The sequence below is a fragment of the uncultured Neptuniibacter sp. genome (assembly GCF_947498015.1).
GTDB lineage: Bacteria > Pseudomonadota > Gammaproteobacteria > Pseudomonadales > Balneatricaceae > Neptuniibacter.
This window is the reverse complement of record NZ_CANMIR010000001.1, coordinates 18181-32823: the sequence shown is the minus strand read 5'-3', so window position 1 is coordinate 32823 and position 14643 is coordinate 18181. Positions and strand designations below refer to the sequence as shown.

The window sequence follows — 14643 nt, the reverse complement described above, 5'->3', positions numbered from 1 at the left end:
CTGAACATCATGTTTCCGGTTTATCTAATCTCACTCGATGTGAGAACGAGAAGAAGGGGCTGAATCTCATAAAGCATGAAAAATTCGGTTGGAACTCTCATATAGAATGAAACGACCTCAAAGGTCAGCACAGGCATGAAACAGAAGTTGGGCTGGACAATGTCTAGCAGTCTTCTAATGGCAGCTTCGTGACAAAAGCAGATCTCTAGCAAGAAGGTCCAAATGAGCGTCATGCTCAAATAACAAAAGAACTTTCAAAACACGAAGCTACTCGACTGGTTGCAGTGATGTTTCTGGTTTAAGTTCTACTTCATTTAGAATTTCCATCTGAACAAGAGCAGGCAGCTATCTATAGAGAGTTGTTTTCAACTTTTGGTGATCTGCCAGTCTATATGCGTGTCTTGGATATAGGTGGGGATAAACAGCTTCCTTATTTCCCCATAAATGATGAACAAAACCCTGCCCTTGGTTGGAGGGGGGTAAGGTTCTGTTTGGATAATACTGCGATATTTCGTAGTCAGCTTATTGCCATTTTACAAGCATCCGAGGGATATCAAGGCCTCCATATACTCGCTCCTATGGTATCTAGTCTGGAACAGATCAGAAGTTTCAAAAGTTTGATTGGTGAATCTATAGCTCTCCTTCAGGAGAAGGGACATGAAATAAAAAGACCCAAAGTCGGCTGTATGATTGAAGTGCCCGCAGTTATCTCACAAATACCTATATGGGCTCAGGAGCTGGACTTTATTTCAATTGGTTCCAACGACCTCTGCCAGTATCTGCTCTCTGTTGATAGAAATAACCCTCGTGTCGCGTCTCTATTTGATTCAACTCATCCTGCGATTCTGCATGAAATTAAACGCATAGTGCAGTTTGCAGAGAAAGCATCGCTTGATATCTGCTTATGTGGTGAGATGGCTTCTGATCCAAGGACAGTAGTTATTTTGATCGGTATGGGGATCAAGAAATTGAGCCTTGGTGCAGCACAATTACCGAGGATAAAAAAGCTTATCAGAGAACTTAATTACAATGATTGTTCAAAATTGGTTATACAGCTAAGCGAAATTCCTACGTCAGAAGAAATTAAAAGCGAGATTGATGCTTATCTTGATAAGGTGCTTGCTTGAAAAGTGCGCTCGACCTTTTGATTGGTACATCTCGCAACAACCACCGTGGTAATTAAGAATCCAGTGTGTTTAGTCTGCTGGTGGCACAGAACAGACTGAAGGGCAGGGAATTCCAAGCACTCCCTTAATGGCAGCTTCGTGCCAGTAACTGATATCAAAAATGCTTTAGAAATATGAACTCACATACTGGGAATGTACATAATGAAACACTAATTGGCTTAATTACCTCATACTTATTTCTATGTGGCAATTAGAGATATTTAGGTTCCGCTCCAAAAAAGAAGCAGTAATCCAGAACTGACAACCAAGGCTCCTAATATCCTTTGTTTCCAATGCTCGCGTTCCCGAAAAACAAATACAGATAGCACTACAGCGAGAATGATGCCTGCATTGGTAAAAGACACCACATGTGCGGCAGGTAGTTCGTTCATGGCTCTTACAACCAGTGCATAGGCCGTCCCGATAAAGCAGCCCCCCAAAACAATGTATTGTAGGGGTGGTCTTATCGGAGGAACCCAGTTACCCGTTGATCGCTTTTGTAAAAGGCTCAAAACGATAAATGAACAGGTATAACCGATAGTGATGAAACCTAATTGTTCTGCAAAACCAGGCAGGTAACTCACGGCGACTTTATCGCTCAGGGAATAGATGCTGGTACATACAGCGGCAGCAAGTGTCCAGGGCAAGGCTCTTTTGCTATCACCAATACCAGATGATGACGCAACAACCCACAATCCTGCGACGCTGACCAGAATCGCGATAAGTTCAATGCCGGAGAAATCGGTTCCAAAAAAAAGCAGTGACCAGATGGCAATAAGCAGCGGGGAGCTGCGCGCCAACGGGTAAACCAGAGAAACGGGGGCGTAGTGGTATGCGCGCCTGAGTGAAATAAAATACAGAGAGTTTGCAATTGCGGTGATGACTATTGCAAAGGTGAGTGACTGATGCCACAAGGCATTTTCGTAGAGTTGCCAGAGGCTATAAGGCCCCAAAATAAGGCAATGAGCTAACAAACCCCACCAGAGGTAGTTTGCTTTACTGTCCACATGACGAGCCAGCAGGTTCCAGGCAACGTGCATTATTACAGACAAACCAATTAACAGATAAGCATTATCCATCTGAAGGTCCCAGTTGCAGCGCCATACCATCATGACCTACGACAATATTGGGGGGCAGCTCCGCGGAGTTTTGTTGCAACCATATATCCAGATCATGGCCTATGTGTGTTAGCACCACCTTTTCAGGCTGAGTACAGGAGGCAATTTCAATCACTTCATTCAGATTGTTATGGCCACCTTTATTGCTGTTTGGTACATAACTGCAGTCAATAACCATCAGGTCCACATCTCTTGATCTTAAAAATTGTTCAGTGGCTAATGGCAGACCTTTGGTGTCGGTTAGATAAGCCATGGCATGGCCATCGCCCTGAAAAAAGTAGCCGTGCGTGTTTTTCGAATGATTCAGCGGCAGAGGCGTGATTTCCATGTCGCCAAGGCTGAAACTGGAGAATTCATTTTTAGGTATAAAGTCCAGAATGCCAGGGTGTTTGTACAGATCGGCACAACCCTCATCATCAGGTGGGCAATAAACCGGGATTTTATCGCCGATGCCCCAACGCAGATGAAACAAACCCTGCACATGATCCGGATGGAAATGGGTCAATAAAATAGCATCAAGCGTGCCGGATGGATAAGAATCCGAAAGATGAAGTTGTCCGGCATCCAGCAGAATGGTGCTATTTCCCATATCCAGTCGTGCACTGCAGGCTGTACGTCTTAAATCCTGGTTGTTTCGAGCAGAGAAACAGTAGTGACAATGACAGCCATAAAGCGGCATTCCTGCCGCGTTTCCTGTGCCAAGCAGGGTTAGGCGCATACCAATAGCTCCTTCTCCTGAATGACTGCCAACAGCTGATCACCCGCATCGGATAAAGCACCATCATTCATGATCTTAATCAGATCCGGGTGGCTGAGCTGCTTATCCAATGATTCGGCCTGAGCTAAACGTGCTTCAATTTGAGGTTGAGTTTCACGTCCTCTCGCCGTCAAACGTTCCCTTAACAGCGTGGAGGAGGTGGAGATCAACACCGGAATGAGGTTGGGATAGCGCTTTTCGGCTTCTGGTAGATATTTACGCGAACCATTAATGACTACGTTTAAACCCAATTCCAGCCACTGATCTATTTCAATGCCAATGCCATAGCGGTTTTGGTGGCTCTGCCAGCTCATAGCGAAGCAGCCTTGTTCATGGCGGCGTTCGAACTCATCCCGACTCAGGGCAACATGATTCTCGCCACCGGCATCCGCCGGGCGGGTGATATAGCGGTGGGTGAAAACCACAGGTGCCTTTTCTGACATAGTTTCCCGCGCATACTGAAGAAGGCTGTCTTTACCGACCCCAGATGCACCTATCACGTAAAACAGCTTAGCCATGATCGTAGCGAACTCTATAGGCTGAATGCCCGTTTACCCAGACATCGCTCACTTGCGGTAATCCGCCAGGTTCGCCAATAGCGATCAGATCAGCGCGTTTACCCACCGCAATAGAACCACGATCATGCAGTTTTGCAGCTTTGGCCGGATTGGAAGTCACTAAACGCACCGCTGCTGGCAGGTCCAGATCAGACAGTTCCGGAATACGCATCACCGCCACTATCAGGGAGGCGGGCGTGTAATCTGCACACAGGCAATCCGCCACGCCTTCGTGTATGGCTTCAATCGCTTTCATAGAACCGGACTGGCTTTTGCCACGCAGGATGTTCGGTGCGCCAAATATAGTGGACATGCCCGCTTCTTTTGCTGCTTTTGCCGCTTCCAGAGTAATTGGGAACTCAGAGATGTCGGCTCCAATACTGTGCATAGTTGTCACCCTTTCAGCCGAGTCGTCATCATGGCTGGCTACTGAGATACCTGCTGCATGTGCTGCCTGGGCAAGCTCCCGCATGCGGTCGTATGCACCGGAGGCCGCTTCAATTTTACGCTCTACAATAACATCCACTTCTTCAGCGGATTTTTTGTAAGTTCGGGTCAGATAATCACGGTATGCCGCCATATTCTTGAACTGCCCTTGTCCCGGTGTATGGTCCATCATCGAGATAAGGTGCATAGAGCGTTCAGACAGCAACTCTTTTAGGATGGGAACACCGGTTTCATCGGTAATCTCGTAGCGACAATGAACGCGGTTATCCACCAGACCGTGTGGGTGCCATTCATGCACGGCACGGGCAATTTCGGCTGCGAACTGGTTGTTACGTACGCCTAACTCTTCATTGGCAAATGAAAGGGAGTGGTAGACGGTCGTAATACCGGCACAGGCGTTACGCTTGTCTGCCTGAGCACAAGCAAAATCCAGCGGAAAATGCACACCGGGTCTGGGTTCAACCTCTTTTTCCAGTGCGTCGCAATGCAGGTCAATCATCCCCGGCATCAATAGGCGGCCAGCCAGATCAATCTCTTCGGCATCGGCAACGGATTCAGGATTGATTGCACTTATTTTTCCGTCTTCAATCAGCAGAGAGCCACCATTCAGGATCTCATCTTCCAGAATAATGCGGGCATTGGTTAGATATTTCTTGCTCATGCAATGTTCTCCAAAATTGATTCAGTCAGCACGGGTGGTTCTAAAGTAACGACCTGATCAGCCACACGCTCGACCAGTTCCATGTGATGAAATATGGCCAGAATGGCTGTGTTCTCGTGTTTCAGTGCTTCAATCATCTCAAGCACTCTGTTAGTGGTGACAGGATCTAAGCTGGCCGTCGGTTCATCCAGCAATAAAAGGCGAGGTTTTGCGATCAACCCGCGTGCCAAATTAACTCTTTGCTTTTCTCCGCCCGAGAATGTCGCGGGGGATATACCCCACAGACGCTCCGGAATATTCAAAGCATCCAGCGTCTGTCGTGCTTTTTCGATGGCCGCAGAGGGTTTTACACCTCTACTGATTAACGGTTGCGCGACAATATCCTCGGTTTTCTGACGCGGCAGGCAGTGTAAAAACTGCGTTACAAAGCTGATTTCGTTGCGTCTAAGGTCCAGAATCTGGTGTTCATCAGCCTTTGCCAGATCGAGTGTGTCACCTAAGCTGGTGGTAAAGAATATGGAACCTTCACTAGGTAGGTAACTGCGGTAAATGCCTTTTAATACGGAGGATTTACCGGAGCCCGTAGGGCCTACCAGAGCGGTCAAACAGCCACTCTCAACTGTAAGGTTCACATTGCTTGATGAAGGAATAACTTTCTGTTGTTCGTGAATAAAAAATTGTTTGGCAAAATCTTCTACACGAAGTACGGTTTTCGGATTCATCATCTGCTCCTTACAACGCCGACGCAACAAGACGCTGGGTGTAGGCGTGCTGAGGGTCTTCAAGAATTTGATCGGTTAATCCAGACTCTATGACACGGCCGTATTTCATCACCAGAGTACGGTCAGCGAGTAAACGAATGACCCCAAGATCATGGGTCACCACAATCATTGAGGTTTTTTCCTGCTGCTGGATCTCAAGAATCAGGTCAAGAATGGCGGCTTGTACAGACAGGTCCAACCCCGTTGTTACCTCATCCAGAAATAGGAGAGGAGGGTTGGTTGCCAGCGCTTTGGCAATCTGAACGCGCTGCTGCATACCGCCAGAAAAGTTTCTGGGTAGCTCATCCATACGTTGGGTCAGCACTTCGGTACGTGCGAGCAGTTCAATGGCTCGTTCGCGGATGTCGCCGTAGTGATCCAGCCCTGACATTAGCAAGCGTTCTGCGATATTGCCGCCTGCGGTAATATCAAAGTTCAGTCCCAGATGAGGGTTTTGATAAACCATGCCAAAGCGATGGTTGGATAAGCGGCGTTGCTGTGCCTTATTTAGATCAAACAAGGAATGTGTCTGGCCCTGATCATAAAATGTAGCGGAGCCAGAAGTGGGTTCCTGATCGAAGAACAGACATTTAACCGCAGTTGATTTACCCGAACCGGATTCGCCCATAATGCCCAGAATTTCCCCTTGATAGAGATCAAATGACATATCATGAGCCGCTACCACGCTGTTACAGTCCGGACAGATATTGGTTTCGTATTCAGGTCCGGTTTTTTCAATGCAGGATGGACAACCCGGACCATAGATTTTTGATAGCCTGCTGACTTCAAGTACCTTACGCATTAACCAACTCCTTAGAACTTTTCACATTTGTAACGGTGGTTTCTGGAAGGTAGTCAGCAGTGTCAGAACGGGGGAAGCCCATCTGCTCTTCACACCAGTCTGAGTCTGAACAGCGATAGATCTTATTTCCGGTTTCAGAGTCGATGTATTCATCCAGAAAACTGTCAGTACAGCCGCAACGTTCACAGGCCCGGCGCTGACCGTTTTCATCGTCAAAGTTTTCTACCCTGAACGGCATATCTTCAAACGCCAACGGGATTGCTTGGGTATAAGGTGGGACTGCATAGATCTTCTTTTCCCGACCCGCACCAAGTAGCGTAAGCGCTTTGGAATTGTGCAGTTTAGGCACATCCCAACGGGGTATCGGTGAAGGGTCTATCACATAGTGATTATTAATTCGTGTTGGATAGCGATGTGCGATAGTGATCTCTTTAAATTTGACGATATCTTCGTACAACTTGACCAGCAGGCGTGAATAATCTGCTTCACCGTGAAGCACTTTACGTTTCGCTTCAGACGATTCAACGATCACCAATGCATCTGGGTAAGGCACCTGCAGTACCAGCAGCTGATCTTCGCGCAGTGGTTTTTCCGGAATACGGTGACGGGATTGAATCAGGTCCGCTTCTTCAGTAAAGGAAGTGGTATCAATGCCGGGACAAGTCATCTGAATAAAGTCACGCAGATTTACCGCATTTACCGAGTCATCAGCGCCCTGATCGATGACTTTTAAGGTTTCACCTTTGCCGATCAGCGCCAGTGTCAGCTGCAAACCGCCGGTACCAAATCCGCGCCCCATCGGCATTTCGCGGCTAGAGTAGGGAACCTGATAACCTGGGATGGCAACTGCTTTTAACGCTGTACGACGAATCTCTTTCTTGGCGTGTTCATCGAGAAAGCCGAATTGTTGCTGGGAGCTCATTTGGCTTCCTCCTGAGCTTGTTTATCCTGTGTCGTACGCAGTCTGTCCATATCGGACTGGAATGTGACGTAATGGGGCATTTTGTAGTGGCTACAGAAGCCCATGGAGTCGATGCCATCTACGTGGAGTAATACAAATTCCGCATCTTCAGATGGGTGGGATGGACCGTGCTGCTCACCTTTCTGTAGGGCTCGATCCAAAATAGCCATGCTGATCGCTTTCACTTCGTTATGTCCGAAGCAGGCACCGTAACCAAGCGTAAACATGGGTTTGCCATCCTGCTCTTCGTACATAGCGACGACCTCGCATTCAGTCACTTGCACTTCGCCGACTTCCATCGGTTTACCTGTAATTGGATGAGGCAGCATGACTGGCACATACCCTACGCGAAGTTCAGCCACCGTTGGGTGGATATCACCGTAACCGCGCATGTTGGAATAGGCGATTGATAACAAACCTCCCTGCTCACCACGTGCCATGGTTGCAAGTGCAGCTGAACGTGGCAGTGGCAAAACCAGCGGTTCACGGGTGATATCAAAGGGCACCTGATCATGGCGTGATTGTTTTATAGGGGCGAGCAGATTTTCGTTTCGCAACACCTCAACCACTTTCGGGAAACTGTCTGGAATGGTGTCCAGATCCAGTTCATCCATCCATTGCTTACTTACCGCACGGAATGCTTCAGGCGACTCGTTTAATAGCTCCATTTTAAATAGACGCAGGTGATAGTCTGTGGCGGCCCCCAGCATCTGACCGCCTGGAATATCTTTAAACGCAGACGAAATACGTCTTGTAACCCGCATCTTAGATGTGTCCAACGCTTCTGTTTCTGCAATGCGAGGTACAGTAGAGCGGTGTGCACGTAGGATAAATGCGGCTTCAAGGGAATCCCCTTGCGCCTGCTTAATAGCCAGAGAAGCCAGTTCCGGGTGGTATAAACCGCCCTCAGAAATCACTCTGCTATGCAGTAAACGCAACTGATTTTCGATAGCTCCTGCTTGCAGAGGTTGTTCGTTTTCGGCCTGTTGAGTACGAAGAAAATCGAAAGCTGTTTTACTACCTTCGATAGCATCTCGCCCACCTTTAATGGCTACATAACCCATCAGATCACCTCCAATCGTGTTGTACGAGGCAGGGCAAGAATCATGTCCTGAGCTACCAGAATCATGTCGACCCCAAGAGGGAAGGCGTAAACCCAATCCTCCCGTCTGGTGAGCCAGTCATCACTAAGACCCGATATAGAAACTTCCTCAGAGGTCTCAATCCCCGGACCTTGTAATCGTATTTTTGAAGAACCTGATGTTAATGATTCAACTTGTAACAGCAGCGTTGCAGAATATTCAGGGCTGGAGAGCGTTCCCTGCTTAGGTTCAAAGTCTGGCGAGCTGCTGCCTTTACAGACAATGTAGTCAGCACAGTCTGGTTCAGCTTTAGTGGCTTGTAGCATCGGCCAGTCATCAATATTTAACAGTTTGTCCGGGTCGCTCAGTGATACTTCGCCATCCAGTAATGTTGCCAGAATGGCTGTCATAGCATCGGAATCACTCTGTGAAAACGTGATGTTCTGAATGCGGCCGGGGCGCGACATTGCTTCCAGAATGGATCTGTAATTTTGTTGCTGCACTTCAGGTTTCCAGATGGAGGCTAACTCAAGCATCATCGTCTCCGGCGTCATCTAACAATGAAAAATCCACCCGGGTACGTGCCAGAATAGCTTTGCGTTCCTTTTCGATAATCTGTTTACGTTCGGCACCCAGAGATACAAGCTGTGCAACAGATTCCCAACCCGGTAATTTCGCAGAGAGAACCGCATCACAAATGGCCAGTTGTTCAGCCTGTTCAATACGGTCATCCATGATCAGGGCTGCACCTTCTGCGGTTTTTCCATCCTGAGTGCTAATGGATAACCAGCAGGTGGATAGCGGAAATTCACCCAGATAAAATGGCTCTCCCAAGGCGCTGTCTCGCATTTTTAATAAGCCAAGGCCAGCCTGTGGCAGAGCTTTGGGTTTGATAATCCAGTCTGCTGGAAAGTTATCTATCACTGCCCTTAGTGCTTCATCAGGTACGAGGTTAAGTACGCTGATCCACTCTTCACGTTCTAATTCAGTCATTGTTGTAGATGTCTATATAAGCCCGGATGCAAAACAAACGGGGGAGTTAGGGTTACAACGTCTTATTTCTCAACTTCTGGGAAAAAATTTCGAGAATGATCACTGTGATAAAAATCACCAGTAAGATGGTGGATACATGACCATAATCGAACAGGTCCCAACGCCCCTTGAGCTCCATGCCTATACCGCCTGCTCCCACAATACCGAGCACTGTTGCGGTACGAATGTTGCGCTCGAAAATGTATTGAACGTAAGCGATCCAAGCCGGAAGCACATGAGGTAGCACTGCGTAACGCAGCACTTTCATTGAGTTGGCACCCGATGCAGCAAGGGCTGTTTGTGGGCCTGGTGGGGCGTTTTCAATTTCGTCGGCAAAAAACTTACCCAGTACACCGCTGGTGTGAATCGCCAATGCCAGAACACCAGCGATTGGGCCGAAGCCGTACATCAGTACCAAAAACAGGGCGACAATCAGTTCTGGCATAGCACGATGAAAACTTAAAATTCCACGTGCAAGGGTGTAAACCAGTTTATGAGGGGTGTAATTGCGGCTGGAAAGAATGCCAAGAGGTAAGGAAATCATGACAGAGATCAGCGTGCCCCAGAAACCCATCTCAATGGTTTCCCACATCTTGCTTAGTACACGGGTGAGGTAACCTATTGGTTCAATCAGAAACTCGGTTTCTTCTACAGTCCAGGAATCCGTTAAAGCGTCGTATTCACGGTTTTCCAGTACTTCGACATACGAGAACCAGGGTAGATTATCAGGATCATAATCTTCCAGGCGGTTCACATCTGTTTGCTGAGAAATCTGCAGTGGAAAAGCTTTGCCACCAAACCTAACCGCACCATCCAGTACCTGTGATTCACCAATTCCGAAAACAGACAATCCCGCTTTAACGGTTTCCATAAAGGCTTTATCCATCTCGGTGTTGTGAGCTGAGAAGGAAAGCAGGATCATCGCAACGAATGCAATTAAGATTTTTTTAGGGGTGATGGCCCGGTGAAGCTCCCACTGTTCCCAGGAACGGTTTGTCACGTTATTCATGCGGCCACCTGCTCTGCATTGTCAGCATTTGGCTGAGTAGGCTTCGCCAACTTATACAGTTCTTCCTGAGTGGCTTTATCCATCTGGTCCGGGCGACCGTCAAAAAAGACCTCTCCTGCACGTAACGCAATGATGCGATCGGCAAACTCAAGGGCATAATCCATCTGGTGTAATGTGCACAATACCGCTACATCATGATGTTGAGCTGCGGATTTCAAACTCTGCAAAACGCTTCTGCTCATTGCAGGATCAAGGCTGGCAACCGGTTCATCGGCAAGCACGACTTCAGGGCTGGACATAAATGCCCGGGCAATAGCGACACGCTGCTGTTGACCACCGGACAAGTTGGATGCTCGGCGGTAAAGATGCCTCTCTTCTAAGCCTACTTCATGAAGTAACTGGCAAGCTTTGCGCTGTTGTTCCTGCGGGAATATTTTGATCAGGCTGCTGAGAAAGCCAGCTTGTGGGAGAATTCCAGTCAGCACGTTATGCAGAACAGACAGGCGTGGGATCAGGTTCAGTTGCTGGTGGATCATTCCCACTTTGCGCTGAATCGCACTTCGGGTTTTACGGCTGAGATTTACGCCACCGATACTCAGATCTCCGCTGTCTGGTATGACAACGCCGTTGACCATATTCATCAGAGTGGTTTTTCCCGCACCTGACGGGCCAAGGAGAACACAAAATTCACCTTTTTCTACGCGTAAGCTGACGTTATTTACAGCACGTGTACCGTCATCAAATACGCGGGATACAGAGTTAAACTGAAGCATTCTAAATTCTCACAAGAGTTAATTCAGGGGGTTTTAATACCCCCTGTGTTGTTACTTGCAGGGTGCTATGAGCGATTAACGCTGACCGGCTTTGTCGATCATTTCTGCTTTAACTTCTTTCGTTACAGCAGACAGTTTGCTCAGTGCATCGAAGATTTTCTGAACGTCAAAATTCGTGTCGTAGCTGTCTACTTTTTTACCGCCATAACCACGAATTTTGGCTGGGTCTATCTTCGTGTGAATCTCACCGAAAGCTTTGCGCAGCTTAGCTTTCATCTCTGCAGGTAGGCCTTTGTTCATGGCCAGAGGAGGGTTTGGAATTGGCTGGGACTTAGCCAGAGGTTTGAAGTTTTCCGGATCAATAGCGCCTTTCTTAACCGCTTTACCAAAAGAGTTGTATGACGCAGCTGCTGCATCAACTTTACCTTCTGCAAGAGCAGCGATAGAAGCAGAGTGAGAGCCTGCAATGATTACTTTGGACAGATCTTTAACTGGATCTACGCCATCAGCGATCAGCATCGCAACAGGAAAATTGAAAGATGATGTAGAGTTCGGGCTACCAAACGCCATGCCTTTTCCTTTCAGGTCAGCAATGCTTTCGATACCGCTGTCTTTACGAACAAAAATACCGGAATGGTAAGATGCATTACCTTTCTTAACGTCAACGGCCAGCAGATCAACACCACATTTCTCATTAGCCTGACCAAAAGTAACAGCGCCGTACCAAGCGATATCTGCCTGATCGTTACACATACCCTCTACAACTGCTGCATAGCTTGCACCTGCACGAAGTTCGAAGTGAATGCCGTAGTTCTTAGTAATACCGTTAAAAACAGGCGCATAGTCCGCAGTAATATCGTTGGTGCCAGTATCTGCTGGAACCATCAATACACGTAGTGGGTTTTCTTTTGAACCATCTGGTAAATTTGCAGCGATAGTCGTGTTTGATAGAATTAGTGCGGAGATACCCGCAGTAATCAGTTTGCTAAATTTCATTACGTTTCCTCGACAGTTAGGTAATGCTTTAGGGTTGGATTGATAACTGTGCGGTATCGCCTCTAAAGCGCGTTACCACATATTCAATTGGCTTTTGGCTATCCATTTCCACGTTCAAACTTTTTACTCTCAATGCCGGCATATTGCGGGGCATTTGCAACTGCAGAGCATCGTCAGCCAGAGGGCTAACAGCACTGATCAGACTTTCTGTACGTTTGATTTTTACTGAGCATTTTGTTTCCAGAAATGCATGCAGGGAACTGCTTTGGTAGCTTTCGAAAACTTCCGGGACTTGTTCCAGAGGCAGGAAATGTGAACTGATGCAGAAAGGTTTGCTATCCACTTCTCGCAACGTTTCAAGAAAAATAACCTCTGTACCTTCTTCGATCTGAAGCTTTTCAGCGACTCCCCCCCTAGCGGGGATGATCTGTTTGCGTAAGACGCGACTTTGAGTTGTAACGCCCAGGCTCTCAAGGTTTTCGGTAAAACGAGTGTTGGCACCGATGACGTAATCAATAGAAGGCGCCAGAACAAAAGTGCCTTTACCATGCTGACGAATGACTAACCCATCCTCAACTAGCTCATCCACAGCGTGACGCAGAGTGTGACGGTTGACGTTGTAACGTTTTGCCAACTCAGCTTCAGTTGGAAGAATATCTCCAGCTTTGTAAAGGTTTTGAACTTCCTGACGCAGGGATTCGCTAATCTGTTTGTAAACAGGCAAAGAACCACTTCCACGATTAATCATTAGTGCAGACATCTAGACAACCTCAATTTAATGAGGGAACTTTAGGCTGGATTTATGACAGCTAGATTGCGGATAAGATTAAGCTTCTGTGAAACTTGTATTGCATTTCTGTTGCTTAGGTTCTGAACAGTTACGTTCAATAAGGGGTCTAGTGTTTTGGTCTGCTCTTGGCACAAAGCAGCCAATCGGCTGATTTTTCAGTTCCCATTTCATTTCAAATGAGAAATGACACGGTGGATCTGTTTTGTCCTATAGAGAGGATAGAAATACGCAAAATACTCGCCAAAACGTGGCTTTGCCATTACCATGCACTGCAAAATCATCTATAGAAGAACTACCCTATGCCACTTCCATCCTGCCCGAAATGCAATTCAGAGTTTGTTTATCAGGATCAGGAACTCCTGATCTGCCCAGAGTGTGCACATGAGTGGAACCCCTCTGAGGCTGACGCTGAAGAGGAGAGCCTGAAGGTCAAAGATGCCAACGGCACCCTGTTAGAAGCAGGTGATAAGGTTACCTTGGCAAAAGATCTTAAAGTGAAGGGTAGTTCCCTGGTACTGAAAATTGGTACCAAAGCGATGATCAGACGAATAGTTGAAGGGAAAGATCATGAGCTGGACTGTAAAGTTGATGGTGCCGGTGAGATGATGGTAACCGCCAAGTTTGTGAAAAAAGCCTGACAAACAGATCCTCTCAGCCCGGCTGAGGGCAATGAGGCTGGCAGTGCCAGCCTCTGGATATCACCTACCTTATCTCGATCACAACAGCCTCATTGCTCTTAAGCAAACTGTTATTGAAAATCCAGTAGCTCAACATCAAAGATCAGGGTGGACCCCGGCGTGATCACGCCTGCGGAACCGTTACCATATGCCAGGTCAGCAGGGATAAAAAAGCGGGTCTTTTCTCCGACTACCATCAGTTGTAATCCTTCGGTCCAACCTTTAATAACCTGATTAAGACCAAACTCTATCGGTTCACCTCGGTCTACTGAACTATCAAACACGGTGCCATCAAGCAGGGTGCCATGATAGTGCACTTTAACTTTAGAGGTGGCGTTAGGATGTTCTTCGCCGTGACCCTGCTCCAATACCAGATACTGTAGACCGGATTCTGTCGTTATGACCCCCTCTTTGTGCATGTTCTCGCTGAGAAAGTTCTCACCGCTTTGCAGGTTCAGTACAGCCTGTTTTTTTGCCGTTTGCTGGTTTTTAAACAGTAGAGCGATGATGCCAATAACCAGTAGCGCGAGGATGATCTTAACCATACGGGGTTCCTTAATGCTTTTTAGATGATTGGGTTATTAAAAACTATTTCCTATAAAACAGCTAGTTAGGAACGGGGTGAAAAATTAATTGAAAATATATTCAACTATTTTGCAATCAGACTGACTAAATATACGTCGTAATTATTGAGTGGCCGCTCATATGTGCCGCATGCAATGAAGCGTGTGGCATACCTAACTATCGCTTTATGCGGGGGAAAGAAAAATGAATAGCAAAACTCTGATTACAGCAACGTTTATCGGCTTAACAGCGGTCGCAACCACGGCTAATGCAGTGCCAGAAGCACCCAAAAACTGGGAGAAATGTGCTGGTATTGCAAAAGCCGGTATGAATGATTGTGGTGCGCTGGATGGTTCCCACGGTTGTGCAGGGCAGGCGAAGTCTGACGATTTGGCTACTGAGTGGGTGTATGTGCCTGAAGGGCAGTGTGCCAAAATTACCGGCGGTGTTGTCGCAAAAATAAAACCCGCCAAATAATCGCGGTAGTGAC

17 protein-coding genes and 1 pseudogene are annotated in these 14643 nt (G+C 47.3%); 3 read left to right on the top strand and 15 right to left on the bottom strand.

The features are described 5' to 3' along the window. Window positions 1-329 precede the first annotated feature (329 nt). Window positions 330-1127, top strand: a pseudogene (locus Q0882_RS00190) (putative PEP-binding protein); the annotation flags it as partial. Between the two features lie 260 nt (window positions 1128-1387). On the opposite strand, the gene Q0882_RS00185 reads toward Q0882_RS00190, so the two are convergent. From Q0882_RS00185 to phnF, 14 genes are all read right to left on the bottom strand, one after another. After that, complete coding sequence (locus Q0882_RS00185) at window positions 1388-2245, bottom strand: EamA family transporter (RefSeq protein ID WP_299176407.1); 858 nt, start codon at window positions 2243-2245, stop codon at window positions 1388-1390. After that, window positions 2238-3002, bottom strand: coding sequence for a phosphonate metabolism protein PhnP (gene phnP / locus Q0882_RS00180; protein ID WP_299176404.1), 765 nt, complete (start codon window positions 3000-3002; stop codon window positions 2238-2240). The genes Q0882_RS00185 and phnP overlap by 8 nt, the downstream gene beginning before the upstream one ends. Continuing rightward, entirely contained in the window at window positions 2993-3559 is a 567-nt protein-coding gene (gene phnN / locus Q0882_RS00175; RefSeq protein ID WP_299176401.1) for a phosphonate metabolism protein/1,5-bisphosphokinase (PRPP-forming) PhnN, read from the bottom strand. Before phnN ends, phnP begins: the two co-directional genes overlap by 10 nt. After that, window positions 3552-4706 (bottom strand): alpha-D-ribose 1-methylphosphonate 5-triphosphate diphosphatase, encoded by a 1155-nt coding sequence (locus Q0882_RS00170; protein WP_299176398.1) that lies wholly within the window; start codon window positions 4704-4706, stop codon window positions 3552-3554. Before Q0882_RS00170 ends, phnN begins: the two co-directional genes overlap by 8 nt. Further along, a complete protein-coding gene (gene phnL / locus Q0882_RS00165; RefSeq protein WP_299176395.1) occupies window positions 4703-5431 on the bottom strand; it encodes a phosphonate C-P lyase system protein PhnL in 729 nt (242 codons plus the stop codon). Before phnL ends, Q0882_RS00170 begins: the two co-directional genes overlap by 4 nt. Window positions 5432-5438: 7 nt before the next feature. After that, the gene (locus tag Q0882_RS00160) at window positions 5439-6269 is read right to left on the bottom strand and encodes an ATP-binding cassette domain-containing protein (protein ID WP_299176392.1); all 831 of its coding nucleotides are present in this window, start codon (window positions 6267-6269) and stop codon (window positions 5439-5441) included. Further along, on the bottom strand, window positions 6262-7191 hold the full coding sequence (locus Q0882_RS00155) for an alpha-D-ribose 1-methylphosphonate 5-phosphate C-P-lyase PhnJ (protein WP_299176390.1): 930 nt from the start codon (window positions 7189-7191) through the stop codon (window positions 6262-6264). Before Q0882_RS00155 ends, Q0882_RS00160 begins: the two co-directional genes overlap by 8 nt. Next, entirely contained in the window at window positions 7188-8294 is a 1107-nt protein-coding gene (locus Q0882_RS00150) for a carbon-phosphorus lyase complex subunit PhnI (protein ID WP_299176387.1), read from the bottom strand. The genes Q0882_RS00155 and Q0882_RS00150 overlap by 4 nt, the downstream gene beginning before the upstream one ends. Then, window positions 8294-8851 (bottom strand): phosphonate C-P lyase system protein PhnH, encoded by a 558-nt coding sequence (gene phnH / locus Q0882_RS00145; RefSeq protein ID WP_299176384.1) that lies wholly within the window; start codon window positions 8849-8851, stop codon window positions 8294-8296. Before phnH ends, Q0882_RS00150 begins: the two co-directional genes overlap by 1 nt. Next, on the bottom strand, window positions 8841-9305 hold the full coding sequence (phnG, locus tag Q0882_RS00140; protein WP_299176381.1) for a phosphonate C-P lyase system protein PhnG: 465 nt from the start codon (window positions 9303-9305) through the stop codon (window positions 8841-8843). Before phnG ends, phnH begins: the two co-directional genes overlap by 11 nt. Window positions 9306-9357: 52 nt before the next feature. After that, window positions 9358-10353, bottom strand: coding sequence for a phosphonate ABC transporter, permease protein PhnE (phnE, locus tag Q0882_RS00135; protein WP_299176378.1), 996 nt, complete (start codon window positions 10351-10353; stop codon window positions 9358-9360). Beyond that, on the bottom strand, window positions 10350-11126 hold the full coding sequence (gene phnC, locus Q0882_RS00130) for a phosphonate ABC transporter ATP-binding protein (RefSeq protein ID WP_299176376.1): 777 nt from the start codon (window positions 11124-11126) through the stop codon (window positions 10350-10352). The genes phnE and phnC overlap by 4 nt, the downstream gene beginning before the upstream one ends. Window positions 11127-11201: 75 nt before the next feature. Next, window positions 11202-12122 (bottom strand): phosphate/phosphite/phosphonate ABC transporter substrate-binding protein, encoded by a 921-nt coding sequence (locus Q0882_RS00125; protein WP_299176373.1) that lies wholly within the window; start codon window positions 12120-12122, stop codon window positions 11202-11204. Window positions 12123-12150: 28 nt separating this feature from the next. After that, window positions 12151-12882 carry a phosphonate metabolism transcriptional regulator PhnF gene (phnF, locus tag Q0882_RS00120; protein WP_299176371.1) on the bottom strand — a complete coding sequence of 244 codons (732 nt, stop codon included), beginning with the start codon at window positions 12880-12882 and terminating at the stop codon, window positions 12151-12153. A gap of 329 nt (window positions 12883-13211) precedes the next feature. On the opposite strand from phnF, the gene Q0882_RS00115 reads away from it, so the two are divergent. After that, a complete protein-coding gene (locus Q0882_RS00115) occupies window positions 13212-13550 on the top strand; it encodes a zinc ribbon domain-containing protein YjdM (RefSeq protein ID WP_299176368.1) in 339 nt (112 codons plus the stop codon). 110 nt (window positions 13551-13660) lie between these two features. On the opposite strand, the gene Q0882_RS00110 is transcribed toward Q0882_RS00115, so the two are convergent. Continuing rightward, entirely contained in the window at window positions 13661-14134 is a 474-nt protein-coding gene (locus tag Q0882_RS00110; RefSeq protein ID WP_299176365.1) for an FKBP-type peptidyl-prolyl cis-trans isomerase, read from the bottom strand. Window positions 14135-14357: 223 nt separating this feature from the next. On the opposite strand from Q0882_RS00110, the gene Q0882_RS00105 reads away from it, so the two are divergent. Beyond that, window positions 14358-14630 carry a DUF2282 domain-containing protein gene (locus Q0882_RS00105; protein ID WP_299176362.1) on the top strand — a complete coding sequence of 91 codons (273 nt, stop codon included), beginning with the start codon at window positions 14358-14360 and terminating at the stop codon, window positions 14628-14630. Window positions 14631-14643 lie beyond the last annotated feature (13 nt).